General features: G+C 60.4%; 16 protein-coding genes. 7 read left to right on the top strand and 9 right to left on the bottom strand.

The window, feature by feature from the left end; translation table 11 throughout:
• Positions 1 to 26 precede the first annotated feature (26 nt).
• The 5 genes from AC1RKH_RS16505 to AC1RKH_RS16485 all read left to right on the top strand — a co-directional run bounded on the left by AC1RKH_RS16505 (position 27) and on the right by AC1RKH_RS16485 (position 6,421).
• The gene (locus AC1RKH_RS16505; RefSeq protein WP_493064009.1) at positions 27 to 1,793 is read left to right on the top strand and encodes a sensor histidine kinase; all 1,767 of its coding nucleotides are present in this window, start codon (positions 27 to 29) and stop codon (positions 1,791 to 1,793) included.
• On the top strand, positions 1,787 to 3,112 hold the full coding sequence (locus tag AC1RKH_RS16500; protein WP_493064010.1) for a sigma-54-dependent transcriptional regulator: 1,326 nt from the start codon (positions 1,787 to 1,789) through the stop codon (positions 3,110 to 3,112). The genes AC1RKH_RS16505 and AC1RKH_RS16500 overlap by 7 nt, the downstream gene beginning before the upstream one ends.
• A 331-nt stretch (positions 3,113 to 3,443) precedes the next feature.
• On the top strand, positions 3,444 to 4,763 hold the full coding sequence (locus AC1RKH_RS16495) for an MFS transporter (RefSeq protein WP_123425242.1): 1,320 nt from the start codon (positions 3,444 to 3,446) through the stop codon (positions 4,761 to 4,763).
• A gap of 445 nt (positions 4,764 to 5,208) precedes the next feature.
• Positions 5,209 to 5,496 (top strand): hypothetical protein, encoded by a 288-nt coding sequence (locus AC1RKH_RS16490; protein WP_493064011.1) that lies wholly within the window; start codon positions 5,209 to 5,211, stop codon positions 5,494 to 5,496.
• A gap of 292 nt (positions 5,497 to 5,788) precedes the next feature.
• Positions 5,789 to 6,421, top strand: coding sequence for a flavin reductase family protein (locus AC1RKH_RS16485; RefSeq protein ID WP_123425240.1), 633 nt, complete (start codon positions 5,789 to 5,791; stop codon positions 6,419 to 6,421).
• A gap of 9 nt (positions 6,422 to 6,430) precedes the next feature.
• Here AC1RKH_RS16485 and AC1RKH_RS16480 read toward each other — a convergent pair whose 3' ends face one another.
• Positions 6,431 to 6,694: a hypothetical protein gene (locus AC1RKH_RS16480; protein ID WP_054593752.1), complete on the bottom strand. Its 264-nt coding sequence runs from the start codon at positions 6,692 to 6,694 to the stop codon at positions 6,431 to 6,433.
• Positions 6,695 to 6,703: 9 nt separating this feature from the next.
• The gene (locus AC1RKH_RS16475) at positions 6,704 to 7,069 is read right to left on the bottom strand and encodes a putative quinol monooxygenase (RefSeq protein WP_123425238.1); all 366 of its coding nucleotides are present in this window, start codon (positions 7,067 to 7,069) and stop codon (positions 6,704 to 6,706) included.
• Between the two features lie 337 nt (positions 7,070 to 7,406).
• Between AC1RKH_RS16475 and AC1RKH_RS16470 the strand changes: the two genes are divergently transcribed.
• The gene (locus AC1RKH_RS16470; protein ID WP_493064012.1) at positions 7,407 to 8,336 is read left to right on the top strand and encodes an AraC family transcriptional regulator; all 930 of its coding nucleotides are present in this window, start codon (positions 7,407 to 7,409) and stop codon (positions 8,334 to 8,336) included.
• Positions 8,337 to 8,489: 153 nt separating this feature from the next.
• On the opposite strand, the gene AC1RKH_RS16465 is transcribed toward AC1RKH_RS16470, so the two are convergent.
• The 6 genes from AC1RKH_RS16465 to AC1RKH_RS16440 all read right to left on the bottom strand — a co-directional run bounded on the left by AC1RKH_RS16465 (position 8,490) and on the right by AC1RKH_RS16440 (position 15,912).
• Positions 8,490 to 9,545 carry an ABC transporter ATP-binding protein gene (locus tag AC1RKH_RS16465; protein ID WP_493064013.1) on the bottom strand — a complete coding sequence of 352 codons (1,056 nt, stop codon included), beginning with the start codon at positions 9,543 to 9,545 and terminating at the stop codon, positions 8,490 to 8,492.
• A gap of 15 nt (positions 9,546 to 9,560) precedes the next feature.
• Positions 9,561 to 10,409 (bottom strand): ABC transporter permease, encoded by an 849-nt coding sequence (locus AC1RKH_RS16460; protein WP_123425235.1) that lies wholly within the window; start codon positions 10,407 to 10,409, stop codon positions 9,561 to 9,563.
• A complete protein-coding gene (locus tag AC1RKH_RS16455) occupies positions 10,406 to 11,314 on the bottom strand; it encodes an ABC transporter permease (protein WP_493064014.1) in 909 nt (302 codons plus the stop codon). Before AC1RKH_RS16455 ends, AC1RKH_RS16460 begins: the two co-directional genes overlap by 4 nt.
• A gap of 195 nt (positions 11,315 to 11,509) precedes the next feature.
• Complete coding sequence (locus AC1RKH_RS16450; RefSeq protein ID WP_123425233.1) at positions 11,510 to 12,613, bottom strand: ABC transporter substrate-binding protein; 1,104 nt, start codon at positions 12,611 to 12,613, stop codon at positions 11,510 to 11,512.
• Positions 12,614 to 12,829: 216 nt separating this feature from the next.
• Positions 12,830 to 14,278 carry an aldehyde dehydrogenase family protein gene (locus AC1RKH_RS16445; protein ID WP_493064015.1) on the bottom strand — a complete coding sequence of 483 codons (1,449 nt, stop codon included), beginning with the start codon at positions 14,276 to 14,278 and terminating at the stop codon, positions 12,830 to 12,832.
• Positions 14,275 to 15,912, bottom strand: coding sequence for a 5-guanidino-2-oxopentanoate decarboxylase (locus AC1RKH_RS16440; protein ID WP_493064016.1), 1,638 nt, complete (start codon positions 15,910 to 15,912; stop codon positions 14,275 to 14,277). The genes AC1RKH_RS16445 and AC1RKH_RS16440 overlap by 4 nt, the downstream gene beginning before the upstream one ends.
• A 159-nt stretch (positions 15,913 to 16,071) precedes the next feature.
• Between AC1RKH_RS16440 and AC1RKH_RS16435 the strand changes: the two genes are divergently transcribed.
• Complete coding sequence (locus AC1RKH_RS16435) at positions 16,072 to 16,971, top strand: LysR substrate-binding domain-containing protein (RefSeq protein WP_493064017.1); 900 nt, start codon at positions 16,072 to 16,074, stop codon at positions 16,969 to 16,971.
• A gap of 70 nt (positions 16,972 to 17,041) precedes the next feature.
• Here AC1RKH_RS16435 and AC1RKH_RS16430 read toward each other — a convergent pair whose 3' ends face one another.
• Positions 17,042 to 18,064 carry an alpha-xenorhabdolysin family binary toxin subunit B gene (locus AC1RKH_RS16430; RefSeq protein ID WP_493064018.1) on the bottom strand — a complete coding sequence of 341 codons (1,023 nt, stop codon included), beginning with the start codon at positions 18,062 to 18,064 and terminating at the stop codon, positions 17,042 to 17,044.

Genomic DNA, 18,064 nt, shown 5'->3' with positions numbered 1-18,064 from the left:
CCTTATTCCTGTCTTTTTCCTACAGCATGCTGCCGACTTCTCGTACCCTGCGTTTGTCGTTGTACACCCTGCTGATCCTCGCCGGTGCGGCCCTCGCAGCAGGGCTTGCCATGCGTCACGCCGAACGCCAGGCCCAGGTAGACGATGCCGCCCGCGCCAATCAGCAACTGGCGCTGTACGCCAATTCCCTGCACACCCTGATCGAACGCTACCGCGCCCTGCCCGCCGTGCTGGCGCTGGACCCGGAGCTGCGTTCGGCGCTCGATGGCCCGGTGAGCCCGGAACAGCAAGACGCGTTGAACCGCAAACTGGAGAAGATCAACGGTGCGGCGCAGTCGTCCACCCTGGAACTGCTGAATCACACAGGGCTGGCCGTGGCCGCCAGTAACTGGCGTTTGCCCAGCAGTTACGTTGGCCACAACTACGGCTTCCGCCCCTACTTCAGCCAGACCCGCAGTCAGGGCACCGGGCGCTTTTATGCGGTGGGCGTGACCAGTGGTATTCCCGGCTATTTCCTGTCCAGTGCGGTGACCGGTGACAACGGCGAGTTTCTCGGCGCCATGGTGGTGAAACTCGAGTTTCCGGAACTGGAGCGCGAATGGCGTCAGGGCAGCGATACCCTGCTGGTCAGCGATGCGCGGGGCATTGTGTTCATTGCCAATCAACCAGGGTGGCGTTATCGGCTGCTGGGCACGCTGTCGGACACTGATCGCGCCGAGCTTAAAACCACGCGCCAATACGATAAGCAGCCGCTGATCCCGCTCGACCATCAACCGCTTCGGCACTTTGACCAGAACAGTTATCTGGCCCGCGTCGACGGCCCCGATGGCGCGGCGGATTACCTGTGGGAATCGCTGCCCCTGAGCGCCGAAGGCTGGACCCTTCATCTGTTACGGCGCCCGCAGATAGCCTTCGAAGATTTGCGTAACGCCGGGCTGGCCGCCGCCGGGGGGTGGTTGACACTGGTGTTCCTGCTGCTGTTCCTCAACCAGCGTTGGCGTCTGGCCAGGTTGCGCCAGCGCAGCCGCGAAGAGCTCGAACGCCTGGTCGAGGAACGCACTCGCGATCTGCGCACCGCGCAGGACGGTCTGGTGCAATCGGCCAAGCTCGCGGCGCTGGGGCAGATGTCGGCGGCGCTGGCCCATGAAATCAACCAGCCACTCACCGCCCAGCGCATGCAGCTGGCGACCTTGCGCCTGTTGCTCGATCACGGTCGGGTCGACGATGCTTATAAAGCGCTGAAACCGGTGGATGAGATGCTGACGCGCATGGCGGCGATCACTGGCCACCTGAAAACCTTCGCACGTAAAAGCCCCAGCGGTTTGCGCGAGCGTCTGGACCTGGCATCGGTGGTCGATCAATCGCTGCAGTTGCTCGACGCTCGGCTGCGCGATGAACAGATCGACTGCGTATTGCACCTGAGTCGCCCGGCCTGGGTTCGCGGCGATGCGATTCGCCTGGAACAGGTGCTGATCAATCTGCTGCGCAACGCCCTCGACGCAATGCGTGAAAAACCGCTCAAGCGCCTGGAAATCCGCCTTGAAGCCGATGAGCAGTTATGGCGCCTGACGGTGGCCGACAACGGCGGTGGTATTGCGCAGCAGGATCTGCCGAATGTCTTCGATCCGTTCTTCACCACCAAACCGGTAGGTGATGGCCTGGGCCTCGGGCTGGCGGTATCGTTCGCCATCGTGCATGAGCTTGGCGGTCGCCTGAGTGCCGACAATCACGGCGACGGCGCCGTCTTCACCCTCACTTTGCCCATCGATCTGGAGGCGCACATTCAATGTTGAACGCGGTGATCGTGGTCGATGACGAACGCAGTATTCGTGATGCCGTCGAACAGTGGCTGAGCCTCTCGGGGTTCGAGGTGCAACTGTTCAGCCGCGCTGATGAATGCCTGGCGCAGCTGTCGGCGAATTTTCCCGGAGTGATCCTCAGCGACGTGCGCATGCCCGGCATGACCGGCCTGGAGCTCTTGGCTCGGTTGCAGCAGGTGGACGCCGATTTGCCAGTGATTCTGCTGACCGGTCACGGCGATGTGCCAATGGCCGTCGAAGCCATGCGCGATGGCGCCTACGACTTCCTCGAAAAGCCCTTCAGCCCCGAGACCTTGCTCAGCAGCCTGCGCCGCGCGCTGGACAAACGTCGGCTGGTGCTGGAAAACCGCGCCTTGCACGAGCAGGCCGATAACCGCAGCAAACTCGACGCCAGCCTGCTCGGCGTCTCCCGGGGTTTGCAGACCCTGCGCCGGCAAGTGCTGGACCTCGCGGCGTTGCCGGTGAACGTGTTGATCCGTGGTGAAACCGGCAGCGGCAAAGAGCTGGTCGCCCGCTGCCTGCATGACTTTGGTCCGCGCGCCGACAAACCATTCGTGGCGTTGAACTGTGCGGCGATCCCCGAGCAGTTGTTCGAAGCCGAGTTGTTCGGTCATGAAAGCGGCGCCTTCACCGGTGCTCAGGGCAAGCGTATCGGCAAGCTGGAATACGCCGATGGCGGTACCTTGTTCCTCGATGAAATCGAAAGCATGCCGCTGGCTCAACAGGTCAAATTGCTGCGGGTGTTGCAGGAGCAAAAGCTCGAACGGCTAGGCTCCAACCAGAGCATTCACGTGGACCTGCGGATCATCGCCGCGACCAAACCCGACCTGCTGGATGAAGCCCGCGCCGGGCGTTTTCGCGAAGACCTGGCGTATCGGCTGAATGTCGCGGAACTGCGTTTGCCACCGTTGCGCGAACGGCGTGAGGACATTCCATTGTTGTTCGAACACTTCGCTCATGCCGCCGCGCAGCGGCTGGGACGCAGCTTTCCACCGCTCAGTGGCCCGCAGCTGAGTCGGTTGCTGAGCCACGACTGGCCGGGCAACGTGCGCGAATTGGCGAACGTTGCCGAGCGTCAGGTGCTGGGCCTGGGTGAGCCGGAACCGGTCGGCATCGAACCCGGCCAGTCCCTCGCCGCCCAGCAGGAAGCCTTCGAAGCACACTGCCTGCGGGCCGCACTGACCCGGCATAAGGGCGATATCAAAGCCGTGCTGGAAGAGCTGCAACTGCCGCGCCGGACCTTCAATGAAAAGATGCAGCGGCATGGGTTGAGCCGAGAGATGTTTCTGTAAGAAAGCTGATTTTTTGTGGTGTCTGTACTGGCCTCATCGCGAGCAAGCTCGCTCCCACAGTAGATTTTCGGTGTGTGCACTATTTGTGCTTCACATAGGACCAATGTGGGAGCGAGCTTGCTCGCGATGAGGCAGGCACAGACAACGCAAGTTAATGAACTGAATAAGCGGATTTTCGCTCACACCTCTTTCAAAATAAGCGGATTTCCGCTCACCAAAACCTTACACCCCCTCTAAACCGCCCCTCTCCCCCTTGGCACAGCTCCTGCTATAGCCCTCGCAGGCTGCGTTTACGCGCGCTCCACAAAAACAATTAAATGAAGGATCCGTCATGGATAACTCACAAGCCCTGCCTCTTGGGTCGGCAGCTACGCCTGCCAAAGAAAGGACCACCGCCAGCCGCATCAAATCGATCTTCAGCGGCTCTGTCGGCAACATGGTCGAGTGGTACGACTGGTACGTCTACGCCGCCTTCTCGCTGTACTTCGCCAAAGCCTTTTTCCCCAAAGGCGACACCACCGCCCAACTGCTGAACACCGCTGCGATTTTCGCCGTGGGCTTCCTGATGCGCCCGATCGGCGGCTGGCTGATGGGCCTGTATGCCGACCGCGCCGGACGTAAAGCCGCGTTGATGGCGTCGGTGTATCTGATGTGCTTCGGCTCGCTGATCATCGCGTTGAGCCCGGGTTATGAAACCATCGGCGTCGGCGCACCGATCCTGCTGGTGTTCGCCCGCTTGCTGCAGGGCCTGTCGGTCGGTGGCGAGTACGGCACCTCGGCAACCTATTTGAGCGAGATGGCGACCAAGGAACGTCGCGGCTTCTTCTCGAGCTTCCAGTACGTCACGCTGATCTCCGGCCAGCTCATCGCCCTGGGCGTGCTGATCGTGCTGCAACAAACCCTGACCACCGAACAACTGTACGACTGGGGCTGGCGCATTCCGTTTGGCATCGGCGCACTGTGTGCAGTGGTCGCGCTCTACCTGCGTCGTGGCATGGAAGAAACCGAGTCGTTCACCAAGAAAGAAAAGTCCAAAGAAAGCGCCATGCGCACCCTGATGCGCCATCCCAAGGAACTGATGACCGTGGTCGGCCTGACCATGGGCGGCACCCTGGCCTTCTACACCTACACCACCTACATGCAGAAGTACCTGGTGAACACGGTCGGCATGAGCATCTCCGACTCCACCACCATTTCGGCGGCCACGCTGTTCCTGTTCATGTGCCTGCAACCGATCATTGGCGGTTTGTCGGATAAAGTCGGGCGGCGGCCGATCCTGATTGCCTTCGGCATACTCGGTACTCTGTTCACCGTGCCGATCCTCACCACACTGCACACCATCCAGACCTGGTGGGGCGCGTTCTTCCTGATCATGGCGGCGCTGATCATCGTCAGCGGCTACACCTCGATCAACGCGGTGGTCAAAGCCGAACTGTTCCCCACCGAAATCCGCGCCCTGGGCGTGGGCCTGCCGTATGCGCTGACCGTGTCGATCTTCGGTGGTACGGCTGAATACATTGCCCTGTGGTTCAAGAGCATCGGCATGGAGACCGGTTACTACTGGTATGTCACGGCCTGCATCGCCGTGTCGTTGCTGGTGTACGTGACCATGAAAGATACCCGCAAACACTCGCGGATCGAGACTGACTAAACGCGTTTGGCAGTCACTGCAACGGTGACTGCCATGGCCCTATCGCGAGCAGGCTCGCTCCCACATTTAATCTGCGGTGAACACTTAATTCGTGAACGCTGGAGATCCAATGTGGGAGCAAGCCTGCTCGCGATGGCCGCGACTCGGTATTGAGCGTTCCCCGTCCCCCCGCCAATCCACAGACGGCTCTGCTTTTGGGTTCAGCTCGATTAATGATCGGTTAATGCCCGGGCGACATTCTGCTGCCATCTGAATCCATATCGATATCTCGCACGTATACAGAATGCAGGCTTCCAAGCGGCGTCTGAAAACACTCTGCGACGGAACATGTATCGATAAATCAGATTGATTTAAGCATTTATTTGCGCTTTTTAATCAATTTTACATGCGTAATATGAACTCCATACCCAACGCATTAAACACCTACGAACCTGGAGTACACATCATGAAAACCCAACTGATCCTCGCTCTGACCCTTTCCGTACTGGCCGCCAACACCTTCGCCGCCGACGGTTATGACCGCACCGGCTCCGCCGCTTTCACGTCTGAAAGTTCCGCCGCTGTTGCAGCTGATGGTTACGATCACACGGGCTCAGCCGCTTTCGCTGCTGACGGCTTCGACCGCACCGGCTCGGCCAAAGTCGCTGCTGACGGTTTTGACCACACCGGCACCGCTGGCGCTATCGCCGCCGATGGTTTTGACCGCACTGGTACTGCCGCCGCTATCAGCTAACACCTTGGGCAGACTTCACAGCCCGGCTTCGGCCGGGCTTAGTTGTTTCTGGGGGGACAAGAAGTGTCTAAGGCCAACACAATCCCTGTGGGAGCGAGCTTGGTCCGGGCGGCGTTCCGACGATAGCGGTCTGTCAGTCACATCAATGCTGGATGTGCCGCCATCATCGCGAGCAAGCTCGCTCCCACAGGGGTTCTCATTGTTTTGATGCACCATGACAACTGGAAATAAGCCATCAGCCCTTGCACTATGGCCTTCAACCTTCCAAGTCTTGTATTCAGGAACCCATGCAATGCCCGACGACATCCACTACTACGAACCTGCCCTGGGCCACGGCCTGCCCCACGACCCGTTCAATGCCATCGTCGGCCCACGCCCCATCGGCTGGATTTCTTCGCAGGACGCCGAAGGTCGGCTGAACCTGGCGCCGTACAGCTTTTTCAACGCGTTCAACTACATCCCGCCGATCATCGGGTTCGCAAGCGTTGGCCGTAAAGACAGCCTGAACAACATCGAACAGACCGGCGAATTCGCCTGGAACCTGGCCACCCGTCCGCTGGCCGAGCAGATGAACCAGAGCTGCGCGATGGTCCCGGCCGACATCAACGAATTCGAACTGGCCGGGCTGACGCCAGCAGCGTCGAAAATCATTCAGGTGCCACGCGTCGCTGAAAGCCCGGTGTCCTTCGAGTGCAAGGTTACGCAGATCATTCAGTTGCAACGCGCGAACAAGGAAGTGGTGCCGAGCTGGCTGATCCTCGGCGAAGTGGTCGCCGTGCATATCGCCAAGTGGCTGCTCAAGGATGGGGTGTACGACACCGCCGCGGCAGAACCGATTCTGCGCGGCGGCGGGCCGGCGGATTATTTCCAGCTGGGGCCTGAGGCCTTGTTCAAAATGTACCGCCCGGGGGCGACCAAGGCCTAGGGCCAATCGTTACCAGACCAGTTCGCCGTCTTCAGCGACGTCGGTCAACTGCTCAAGCTTCTGCTCGGCAGCCTGATCGGCTTCGAAGGCGGTCTTGAATTTCTGCTCATCGAGGATTTTGTGAAAACGCGGGGCGCCTGAGCCACCCAGGGCTTTGACGGCGATGGCGGCGCTATAGCCTCCTTCACCCGGTACTACGGCGGAAACTGCTTCGAACTGTGCAAACTCTTTGCGTGCCATGTCGCGGATCCTGGCCAATGGAAAGTCGGCCATTCTAAACCCTCAACTGGCCAACTGCTGCAATGGTGCTGTGTTCAACTGCGGATATTCGCCGCGAGCCTGAGCCGCCGAGACTTCGCTGAAGGTGTGAAAATCCAGGCTGTTGACCACCAGTTCCTGCACCAACTCGGCAAATATCTGCATGGCCGGGGTGCCGAAGTAGGCGGTCATGGCCTGCTGGTCGACCCAGAAACCGGACACCAGCCACAGTTCGGGATCGCACAACGAATGTTGCAATGCAAAGTGCAGGCAACCGCTGGCCTGACGCGACGGTTCGATCAGGCTGCTCAAACGCGCGCCCAACTCCATCGAGCGGCCAGCGCGGGCGCGGACAAAAGCCATATGGCTGACAGGGATTTGCGTGGACATGTTTGACTCTCCCTAGGCGTAAGCGATCAGCAGCCTTGAGAGAGGCTGCGACAGGAACAGAGATTAAGCGACAGGCTCAAGGCCCGTTAGTCGATTCCTGCCGGCTTGTTGCACAATACTGCACGCGAACAGAGTTACTGCCGCGCCATGACAAGATCTGATCCTGAAATGTGACAAAGGGGTTTCAAGCAAGTTTTCCCGCGTTCTGTTCAGGTTCTCTATGCTGAACCTGACCACGCAGCAGGATCAGGCAAGTTTTGCGCAGGATTCGCCTACCACCTGGACTTGCACAAATTTAAGCTGTGCTCATCCCATCTCCTTGCCGAGGATGTTTCGCATGTCGCCTCTGGATTCCACCCACGCCCCGCTGGACGCCAACATGGAAAAACAGCGTGTGGAGCTCGCGGCAATCATCCGCCGCAATACCGGTGAAGACGGCAGCTACGCGACCGCCATCGGCTCGTTGTTTTTGTCGCGTCACAGCCAGTCCCACGACTTCGCCCCGGTGCTCGCGCAACCGGCCCTGTGCATCATGGCCCAGGGCCGCAAGGAAGTTCGGCTGGCCGACGACGTCTTCAACTACGATCCGCTCAACTATCTGGTGGTCTCGGTCTCGATGCCACTCAGCGGACGGGTGGTCGATGTCTCGCCAGATAAACCGATACTCGCCTTGCGCCTGGATATCGACCCGGCGGAAATCACCGCATTGATCGCCGACGCCGGCCCCATCGGCGTGCCTACCCGCCCTGCCGGCCGCGGCCTGTATGTCGAACAACTGGATCAGCCGATGCTTGATGCAGTGTTGCGTCTGTCGCGCTTGCTCGACACTCCAAAAGACATCGCCATGCTCGCGCCGCTGATTCGTCGGGAAATTCTCTATCGCTTGTTGCGCAGCCAACAGGGCCATCGGCTGTATGAGATCGCCGTCGCCAACAGCCAGAGCCATCGCATCAGCCAGGCGATCAAATGGCTCAACGGCAACTACGAGCAACCGTTGCGCATTGATGAGTTGGCCAGGGAAGTGAACCTGAGCGTGTCGACCCTGCACCATCGCTTCAAGGCGATGACGGCCATGAGTCCACTGCAATATCAGAAGCAACTGCGCCTGCAAGAGGCGCGGCGCCTGATGCTCGCCGAAGGTATCGACGCCTCGGCGGCGGGTTACCGCGTGGGCTATGAAAGCCCCTCGCAGTTCAGCCGCGAGTACAGCCGACTGTTTGGCGCGCCACCGTTGCGGGATCTGGCGCGGTTGCGGATGACTGTCTGATCAGAGTTTTTGGCAGGCTGTGCCGGCCTCATCGCGAGCAAGCTCGCTCCCACAGGTGATCTGTTGTGTTCACACATTCTGTATTCACAGAAGATCCACTGTGGGAGCGAGCTTGCTCGCGATGGGGCCAGTAAAGGCAACCCACCTCTAAAGTCAGGCGCCGAGCACGCGGCAGGCTTCCGATGGAATAGTCACCGACACCGGGTTGCCGATGCTCAGGCCGATGCCCTGGCACGGCGTGCTCAAGGCTGTCAGCGTCACCCCCGAACACTCGACCGTGGTTTCGATGGTCGCACCGATATCGCGCACGAACGTCACTCTACCCAGCAGCCGATTACCTGCGCTCGCCTGTGGGTGCGACAGTTGCAGGTCCTCGGGACGCACGAGCATCTTGAGCTTCTCGCCGACCACGATGCTGCTGCAAATCGGCACCTGAAGCGCATCACCGCCGGGCAAACCGATTCTGCCATCGCCCAATGCCGTGGCTGGGAAAATGTTCCCGGTGCCGATAAAGTCGGCGACAAATTCATTGGCCGGATGGCGGTAGATCTCGATCGGCGTGCCGACCTGCTGCACCCGATTCTCGCCCAACACCACCACGATATCGGCCATGGTCATGGCTTCGCGCTGGTCGTGGGTGACCATGATGGTGGTGATGTTCAAGCGCTGCTGCAGCTGACGAATCTCCACCTGCATCGACTCGCGCAGCTTGGCGTCGAGTGCCGACAGCGGCTCGTCGAGCAGGAGAATTTTCGGGTGCGTGGCAATCGCCCGGGCAATCGCCACGCGCTGACGCTGACCACCGGAGAGTTTCGACACCGGACGATCAATCATCTCTTGCAGCTGAATCAGTTGCAGCAATTCGACAACCCGCGCCTGCTGATCAGCCTTGCTCACGCCACGCAGTTTCAGTGGGTAGGCGATGTTCTCGCCGACCGTCATGTGCGGGAACAGCGCCAGCGATTGAAACACCATGCCGAAGTTGCGCAGGTGTGCCGGCGTGTTGCCGATGTCTTCGCCATCCAGACGAATCTCGCCGCCGGACAGGGTTTCCAGACCTGCGATCATCCGCAGCAAAGTGGTTTTGCCACAGCCCGAAGGGCCGAGAAAACACACCAGTTTGCCCTCGGGCAGGTGCAGATTGACGTCCTTGACCGCGCATGCGGTGCCGTAGCGTTTCTCGACGTTTTCCAGAATCAGACCAGTCATGTTGCTCACCTCAAATCAAAAGGAAACGCCGCCTTCACCGACCAGCTTCTCCAACGCCCAGATCAGGACGAAGTCGATCAGCACGATCAGCACGGCAAACGAGAATACGGTTGGGTCCAGCGACGACACGGTGCGGCTGAACATCCAGATAGGCACCGTCATGACATCGATGGTGTAGAGGAAGTAAGTCACCGTGAATTCGTTGAACGAGACGATGAACGCCAGCAGCATCCCGGCAAGGATCCCCGACTTCATCAACGGCACCACCACATCGACAATCGCCCGCAGCGGCGAAGCGCCGAGCATTTGCGCGGCCTCTTCGACTTCGCTGCCGATGGAAAGCATCGCCGCCGTGCAGTTCTTCACCACAAACGGCAAGGCCAGAATGACGTGGGCAATCACCAGTCGCGAAACAGTCATCTGAAACGGCAGGCTGTCGAACACCAGCAGCAACGCCAGGCCCAGTACCACCATCGGGAACACCAACGGCAGCGACATCAATTGCAGAGCAACGGCTTTGCCACGAAACTCCAGACGGGTCAGCGCATAAGCCGCCGGCACCGCAACGAGGGTGGCGAAGATCATGGCCATGAACGACACCATCAGGCTGGTGGTCATGGCTTTGCCCAGGCTCAGCACATCGCTGGCATCCGGGGACGCGAAGGTGTGCCAGGCCGCCTTGTACCATTGCAGGCTGTAGCTGCTTGGCGGGAAGTCGAGGTTCGAAGAACCGCTGAACGACATGACAATCATCGTCAGGATCGGCAACACCGCCAGAAACAGGATGACACCTGAGAGGATCCCGGCAAATTTGCCGGTGTCGCCTGGCAGCAGCGACAGGCGCTTCTTGATCAACGTGCTCATTGCGAAGCCTCCAGCATGCGCCGACGACGGCCAGTGATGTATTCGGACAAAGTCATGATGGCCAGCGTGGTCACGATCAGTACCACACCGGCAGCGGAAGCCGCAGGCCAGTTCATCAATGGAGCGATCTGGTCATGCACCATGACCGCGAGCATCGGCACACGCCGGCCACCGAGCAGCAAAGGCACCACGAAGCTGCTGGCGTTGTAGGCAAACACCAGGGTCGCGCCGGTGATGATGCCTGGCATGCTCATCGGCAGCACCACCTGGCGAAACACCTGCATGCGGCTGGCGCCGAGGGTCGCTGCGGCTTCTTCATAGGTCCGCGCGACACCGCGCATGGCGCTGGCAATCGGCAGCACGGCCAATGGGAAAGCGGTTTGTACCAGGCCCATCAACACGCCGTTCTGGTTGTACAGCAGCATGATCGGACGCTTGATCAAACCGAGGCCCATCAATGCCTGATTGAGCATCCCGCCTGGGCCGAGGATCACCAGCCAGCCGTAGCTTTGCAGCAACAGGTTGACCAGTAACGGCAACAGCACTGCGGCCAGAAACACCCGGCGCAGCAAGGGTGAAGTGAGCCGCGACATGGTGTACGCCACTGGAATCGCCAGCAGCACCGCAATCACCGCGCTGATCAATGCCAGACGCAAGGTCAACAGCAGGGATTTGAGGTAATAGGGTTCCAGCAACTGGGCATAACTGGCCAGGCTGAAACCGCTCCATTCCGCCCCTTTGGTGCCCACGCTCATGCGCAACACCAGCAGGCTGGCGGCAATCAGCACACCGAGAAACAGCATCGATGGCGAAAGAAATAACCAGGCGCGCGTCGTCGGCGAAATGCCAAGGTTCGGGCGTACGGCAACGGGGCTGACCGTTTGGGTCAGAGGTTGGTGTTCCATAGCAATGGTCTCGTCAATGGAAAGCAACTGAGTGAACACAGGACTTCAAACCAGTGCATTTCCCATGTGGGAGCGAGCTTGCTCGCGATAGCGGACTGTCAGTCGACATCAATGTCGACTGATGAGCAGTCATCGCGAGCAAGCTCGCTCCCACAGGGGTTTGTAGTGCTCCAAAGGGCTGTGTTCGACACTCGATCAGGAAGAGAAGATTTCCGTGTAACGACGAATCCATTGGTCATGCACAGTCGCCAGGAAGGCGTTGTCGTGCATGATCGCCTTCTCGGCAATCTGCTCTGGCGTCAGGATGAACGGATTCTTGCGCGCTTCGGCAGAGATGATCGCCTTGGCGTTGACCGGGCCGTTGTAGATGTCTTCGGCCATCTTGCCCTGCACCAGCGGGTCGAGCGAGTGGTTGATGAAGGCGTAGGCCAGGTCGGTATCGCCGGGACGGTTTTTCGGCATGACCGACTGCATCAGGTCGGTGTAGAAACCTTCCTTCATGCCAAAGGTTGCACTCAGGCCGTAGGCCGGATCGCGGATCTGTTTCGGGAAGAACGCTGGAGCGTACAAACCACCCATATCCAGGGAACCGGTACGGAACAGCTCGGCGATCTGGTTCGGGTTTTCGCCCAGGGTCACCACACGGCTCTTGAGCTCGGCGAGTTTCTTGAAGCCGGGTTCGATGTTGTGTTCGTCACCACCGGCCAGTTTGGCGGCGATGATGATCAGGTCCATGGCCTCGGTCCAGTTCGGCGGCGGCAGGAAAATGTTCGGCGCCAGGTCCGCATCCCACAGGGCCGCGTAGCTGTCCGGGGCTTCTTTCTGGGTGCGGGTGCTGTAGACGAGGCTGTTGCACCAGAGCAGGTAACCGATGCCGTGACCGTTGGCGCCGGTGCGGTATTTCTCCGGTACGTCGACCAGGTTGGGAATGCGGTTCAGGTCAGGCTTTTCCAGCAGCCCGGCGGCGGCCAGGCCTTCAGCGCCGACACCGGCCAGGGTGATGACGTCATATTGCGGGCGATCACCACCGGCCTTGAGCTTGGCGACCATTTCCGAAGTACTGCCGGTGCGGTCCGCGATGACCTTGGCGCCGGTTTTGGCTTCAAAGGTCGCGGCGATGTTGCGCAGTGCGGCAAGCCCGGTGTCATCGGACCAGGTCAACAGCCGCAGGGTCTTGCCCTGAAAGCGCGTATCGCTGGCGTTGGCGCGGATGAACGGCATGCTCATCGCGGCCGCGGCAACCGATGCAACACCTACGGTCTTGATGAATTGTCTTCTGTTCAGATCATGATCGCCCATGAAGGACTCCGTTTATTGTTGTAGGTATGAGGTGGAGCATCCCTTGCGCCCGTGCTGTTCGATCCACTGCAAGACCCCGTATTACGGGGGTTGTAGCGAGGTCTGCGGGTTCATCCTGAGGTCACGCAAAACGCGCAACAATCGAAAAAAAATCATTGGAGCCATGTCCCGGACGCATGCCTCGTTTCGAGGCATGCGCGGGCCGTTTTCGTGCCTTCAGACGGCGCGAATCACGTGCTTTATTTCTTGAAACGCCTGCAGGCCCCACGGCCCCAATTCGCGGCCGATGCTGCTCTGCTTGTAGCCGCCCCAGGCGGTCTGCGGGAAGATCACCTGCGGCGCGTTGATCCACACCAGCCCCGCCTGCAAGGCGTTGGCGACCCGTTCAGCGGTCACTGCGTCGCGGCTGACCACGCTGGCCACCAGACCGAACTGGCTGTCGTTGGCCAGCTCGATCGCCTCTTGTTCCGTGGCAAAACTGCGCACGCAGAGCACCGGGCCAAAAATCTCTTCACACCACAGCGCACTGTCGAGGGGCACTTCGGTGAAGATCGTCGGCCGCAAAAAATAACCGCGTGGCAGATCGGCCGGGCGCTCGCCGCCGCAAACCAACCGGGCCCCAGCACTCAAACCGCGATCAATGTGTCCCAGCACCCGCTGGTATTGCGCCTGATTGACCAACGCGCCCATTTCAACCTCAGGGTCAAACGGGTCAGCCACGCGAATCGCTTCGGCCCGCGCCGTCAGGCGCAGCAGGAATTCATCCGCCAGCTCATCGGCGACCAACACCCGGCTGGTCGCCGAGCACATCTGCCCGGCGTTGAAGAAACCACCGCCACAGGCCAGCTCCACGGCCAGCTCGAGATCGGCATCGGCCAACACCAGCAGCGAGGATTTACCGCCCAGTTCCAGGCTCACGCCTTTGACGGTTTCCGCCGCACGCTGCATGACCTGAACGCCGACCGCGTTGCTGCCGGTGAAGGAAATTTTCGCCACGCGCGGATCAGCCGACAGCGGCGCACCGACCGCCAGCCCCGTACCGCAGACCAGGTTGAACACACCGTGGGGCAAGTCGCTTTCGGCGATGATTGCCGCCAGTTCCAGCTCCGGCAGCGGCGTGACTTCGGAAGGCTTGAGCACCACGCAGCAACCCGCCGCCAGGGCTGGCGCGAGCTTCCAGGCGGTGGTGACCATCGGGAAGTTCCACGGCACGATCAACCCCACCACGCCGCACGCTTCACGGCGCACACGGGCGGCGAAGTCTTCGCTCGGAAGTTCCACGGCGCGGTCCTGACCGGCGTCCAGCGCTTCGGCGAGACCGGCGTAATACTCGAACGTGGCGATCACGTCATCGACGTCGATGCCCGCTTCAAACTGTGGCTTGCCGTTGTTGCTCGACTGCAAATACATCAAGCGCTCACGGCGTGCCTGCACACCGTTGGCAATCTTGCGCAGGATCGCGCCACGCTCGGCGCCGGTGGTTTTCGACCACTGGGCAAATGCCGCGCTGGCTGCGGTGACTGCTTGATTGACCGCGCATTCATCGCCACCTTTGACGGTGGTCAGCAGAGCTTCGGTCGCCGGATTGATAACCCGCAAGTGCTCCTCGCCGGCCGACCATTGGCCATTGATGTACAGTCCGTCCAGGGTGATTGGAAAGCTCATGCCGACACCGCCTTCATCCATTGGGTCTGGTCTATTTCGATCAGGGTCGGGCCCTGGCGATCAGTGGCCGCACGCAGTGCCGCGCGCAGCTCTTCGACACCATTGACCGCGTGTGCCGCACAGCCCAGGCCTTTGGCCACGGCGATGAAATCCGGGGTGTAGATGTCGACGCCAACCGGTTCGATGTCGCGGTTGACCATGTATTTCTTGATCTCTTCGTAGCCCTGGTTGTTCCACAGCAGGACGATGACCGGGGTCCGTGCTTCCACCGCGCTGGCCAGTTCCGGCAAGGTGAACTGCAAACCGCCGTCGCCGATCAGGCACACCACCGGCGGACGCGTGTTGCGCTCCTGACCACCACCAAGCCAAGCGCCGATGGCCGCCGGCAAGGCATAGCCGAGGGTGCCGTAACCGGTCGACGAGTTGAACCAGCGACGCGGGCGCTCCGGGTTGAATGTGAGGTTGCCGGTGTACACCGGTTGGGTCGAGTCGCCGACGAATACCGCTTGCGGCAACTCATCCAGCACGGTGTGCAGGAACAGCGTCTGCGCACGGGTTGGCGCGTCCCACGTGGTTTCAAGCTCGGCACGCAAACTGGCGGCGCGAGCCTGGCCCCAGTCGCTGCTGCGTTCGGCCAGCGAATGTTTGGCCACGCCGTCGAGCAAGGCCTGGGCCGCGCTTTGTGCGTCGGACACCAACGCCACTTTCGGCGGGTAGTTGCGCACGGTCTGGTCTGGATCGATGTCGACGCGCAGCAAGGTGCCCGGAATGTCGAAGCCACCGGCGAAGGTCACGTCGTAATCGGTCTCGGCCAGTTCAGTGCCGATTGCCAGCACCACATCGGCGTCAGCCACCAGTGCACGGGTGGCCACCAGGGTCTGGGTCGAACCGATCAGCAACGGGTGAGCCGACGGCAGCATGCCTTTGGCGTTGATGGTCAGTGCCACCGGTGCGTCAAGCAATTCGGCGAGCCGGGTCAGCTCGCCCGCCGCGTCAATCGAACCGCCACCGGCGAGGATCAACGGGCGTTTGGCGTTGGCCAGCAGTTCGCTCATCTGCGCCACGGCCGACGGCGCTGCACCGGCGCGAGTAATGCTCACCGGTTGGCTGGCAAGCAAGGCATCGGCGTCTTCGACCAGCACGTCGAGCGGAATTTCGATGTGCACCGGACGCGGGCGCCCCGCCTGGAACAAGGCGAAGGCACGGGCCAGCACACCCGGCAATTCAGCAGCGGACATCAGCGTGTGGGAGAACGCCGCAACGCCGGCCACCAGTGCGCCCTGGTTCGGCAGCTCATGCAGCTTGCCGCGCCCACCGCCCAACTGGCTGCGCGATTGCACGCTGGAGATCACCAGCATCGGGATCGAATCGGCGTAGGCCTGGCCCATCGCCGTGGTGATGTTGGTCATGCCGGGACCGGTGATGATGAAGCACACGCCCGGTTTGCCGCTGGTGCGTGCATAACCGTCGGCCATGAAGCCGGCACCCTGCTCGTGACGCGGAGTAACGTGGTTGATGCTCGAACGGGCCAGCCCGCGATACAGCTCAACGGTATGCACGCCGGGAATGCCGAACACCTGCTCGACCCCGTAACCTTCGAGTAACTTGACCAATACTTCGCCGCACGTCGCCATATCTTTGCCCTTCTTGTTCGTTGAGACGCTGGCCCCGCGCGGCAATTGAAGGCGCGCAGCGGTGCTCAGTCATGGCGTTATTGGAACGGTCAGCGGGTAGCCGCAACAATCGATAAAAAGTCATACTCGCCATGTCCTCACCTCATGCCTTGGCGTCCCATGAAACGACTTCCCCCCCTTCCCGCGCTGCACACGTTCCTGATCACCGCCCAGTGCTGCAATTTCACGCGGGCGGCCGAGCAGTTGCACATCACCCAGGGCGCGGTGAGCCGGCAGATCGCCGGGCTGGAAGAACATTTGGGCTACACGCTGTTTCACCGCCAGGCGCGCGGTTTGAGCCTGACGGCCGAGGGGCTGGAGTGGCTGCCACGGATCCAGCAGGTATTCGGCTTGATCGATGAGGCGGTGGAACAGGTCGGCGCGCACCGTGAAACCCTGCAGCTCAAGGCCCCGACCTGCATCATGCGCTGGCTGCTGCCGCGTTTGCTGCAGTGGCAAAAGGAACGCCCGGACGTGCCGGTGGAACTGACCACCACGGTGCAACATGGCGTGGATTTTCATCGCGAGCAGTTCGACGCCGCCGTCATGTACGGCGCACCGCCCGACAGTTCACTGGCGTCACTGCACCTGTTTGACGAACAACTGACGCCGGTCTGTTCCCGACCGCTGCTTGACGGCCCGGTGCCACTGGATAGTCCGTCGGACCTGGATAAACATTTGCTGCTGCACCCGACGCGTGATCAACGCGATTGGAAAAGCTGGCTCAACGCCGCAGGCGTCCAGCTGGGCAACAGTGCCCGTGGACAGCAGTTCGAAACACTGGACCTGGCCATGTCGATGGCGTCTCAGGGGATGGGCGTGGCGATTGGGGATTGGTCGTTGATCGGCGAAGACCTGAGCGCCGGACGGCTGGTCATGCCCTTTGATTTGAAGGTGAAAACGGGGCTGGGGTATTACCTGGTATTCCCGCAGAAACCGGGACCGTCGCCGCAGTTGCGTGAATTGATGGAGTGGCTGGTGGTGCAGGCCAATAGGGACCAAGGCACGCAGGCCCCGTAAGCCGCCCATGCCCAAGGCATGAAAGCGCTCCGTCTTCAGCACGGAGCGCTTTCACCCACACCTGACTCGATCAGGCTTTTTTAATCGCTTTCAGATAGCCCAGCATGGCGCCATAACGTGCTGCCATCTCTTTGATCGACACTGCATCGCGAAACATTTCCGGTTGGGTCGTCGTCAGGAAATGGTCATAGGCCCTGGAGACCTTTTGTGCCTCTTGCAACCAGCTCAACCTGGATTGGTCGAGGGCGCCGATCGCATTGAGTTTGTTCAATGTTCGGCTCAATTCAAGCAGCTCTTTTTCAACGTCCTTGACCTCAACCCGTAGCCCATCAATACGCTTGTGAATAGCGTCTCGCGCCTCCACGAAATTCGCGTATTGACGACCTTGCTCGATGCCATCGAGATTGCCGTTGAGCCTTTTCAATGCAAGCTCCAGGAACTCACGATCGGGCTTTTGGGTGCTGACAAGCTTGAGCGCTGCCTCGATTTCCTGGGCAGTTAGGATCATGCCCTTGAAGATGTTGATCCAGGTGGGGGACTTGAACTGTTGCAGCGCCTCGTCGACCCTGCGTTTCTCTTCTGCAAGTTCGTTGAGATCGGAATTGAGCACCAGGCGCCTGCGCTCTTGCGCCTCACGCCTCGTTTCATAGGGATGGCCCCACTGCGCGCCCTCCTGAACCAACGTGATGCTGCCAATTTCTGATAGCTCTCGGGATAGATGGTCCTGGGCCGCAAGCACCGGCGCCAGCGAACTGGTGATCCGCTGCACGCAATACGTCACCAGTTCCTCGACCTTTTTGGCACGCGTTGCGGCGGTGGCCAGCGAGTTCCCTTCGATCTCCGCGATACGCGCCAGAGTACTCTCAAAACTTACATTGCCCAGGGTGGTCTGCACCCTCTTGATGTGTTCAAACATTTGATGGTCTGCGTCGTTGATCTGTGTACGCAGGTATCCAAGTTTTTCCTGTACCGCTGGAGCGAATGCGTAGGTGTTATCAGCCACTTTCAAGTCAAACTGGCTTTTAGCCTGTTTCATTACCGCGGCATCAGGCACGGCATAGATGAACAGACCCTTAAATTCATGAACGGTCAT

The sequence above is a fragment of the Pseudomonas sp. GW822-FHT06B12 genome, from assembly GCF_058799675.1.
This window is presented reverse-complemented; position numbering and strand designations above follow the sequence as displayed.

Excerpts from the sequence above, each read along its gene's own strand:
- AC1RKH_RS16505 (WP_493064009.1), top strand. The coding sequence starts at position 27 with ATGCTGCCGACTTCTCGTACCCTGCGTTTGTCGTTGTACACCCTGCTG.
- AC1RKH_RS16500 (WP_493064010.1), top strand. The coding sequence starts at position 1,787 with ATGTTGAACGCGGTGATCGTGGTCGATGACGAACGCAGTATTCGTGAT.
- AC1RKH_RS16495 (WP_123425242.1), top strand. The coding sequence starts at position 3,444 with ATGGATAACTCACAAGCCCTGCCTCTTGGGTCGGCAGCTACGCCTGCC.
- AC1RKH_RS16490 (WP_493064011.1), top strand. The coding sequence starts at position 5,209 with ATGAAAACCCAACTGATCCTCGCTCTGACCCTTTCCGTACTGGCCGCC.
- AC1RKH_RS16485 (WP_123425240.1), top strand. The coding sequence starts at position 5,789 with ATGCCCGACGACATCCACTACTACGAACCTGCCCTGGGCCACGGCCTG.
- AC1RKH_RS16480 (WP_054593752.1), bottom strand. The coding sequence starts at position 6,694 with ATGGCCGACTTTCCATTGGCCAGGATCCGCGACATGGCACGCAAAGAG.
- AC1RKH_RS16475 (WP_123425238.1), bottom strand. The coding sequence starts at position 7,069 with ATGTCCACGCAAATCCCTGTCAGCCATATGGCTTTTGTCCGCGCCCGC.
- AC1RKH_RS16470 (WP_493064012.1), top strand. The coding sequence starts at position 7,407 with ATGTCGCCTCTGGATTCCACCCACGCCCCGCTGGACGCCAACATGGAA.
- AC1RKH_RS16465 (WP_493064013.1), bottom strand. The coding sequence starts at position 9,545 with ATGACTGGTCTGATTCTGGAAAACGTCGAGAAACGCTACGGCACCGCA.
- AC1RKH_RS16460 (WP_123425235.1), bottom strand. The coding sequence starts at position 10,409 with ATGAGCACGTTGATCAAGAAGCGCCTGTCGCTGCTGCCAGGCGACACC.
- AC1RKH_RS16455 (WP_493064014.1), bottom strand. The coding sequence starts at position 11,314 with ATGGAACACCAACCTCTGACCCAAACGGTCAGCCCCGTTGCCGTACGC.
- AC1RKH_RS16450 (WP_123425233.1), bottom strand. The coding sequence starts at position 12,613 with ATGGGCGATCATGATCTGAACAGAAGACAATTCATCAAGACCGTAGGT.
- AC1RKH_RS16445 (WP_493064015.1), bottom strand. The coding sequence starts at position 14,278 with ATGAGCTTTCCAATCACCCTGGACGGACTGTACATCAATGGCCAATGG.
- AC1RKH_RS16440 (WP_493064016.1), bottom strand. The coding sequence starts at position 15,912 with ATGGCGACGTGCGGCGAAGTATTGGTCAAGTTACTCGAAGGTTACGGG.
- AC1RKH_RS16435 (WP_493064017.1), top strand. The coding sequence starts at position 16,072 with ATGAAACGACTTCCCCCCCTTCCCGCGCTGCACACGTTCCTGATCACC.
- AC1RKH_RS16430 (WP_493064018.1), bottom strand. The coding sequence starts at position 18,064 with ATGACCGTTCATGAATTTAAGGGTCTGTTCATCTATGCCGTGCCTGAT.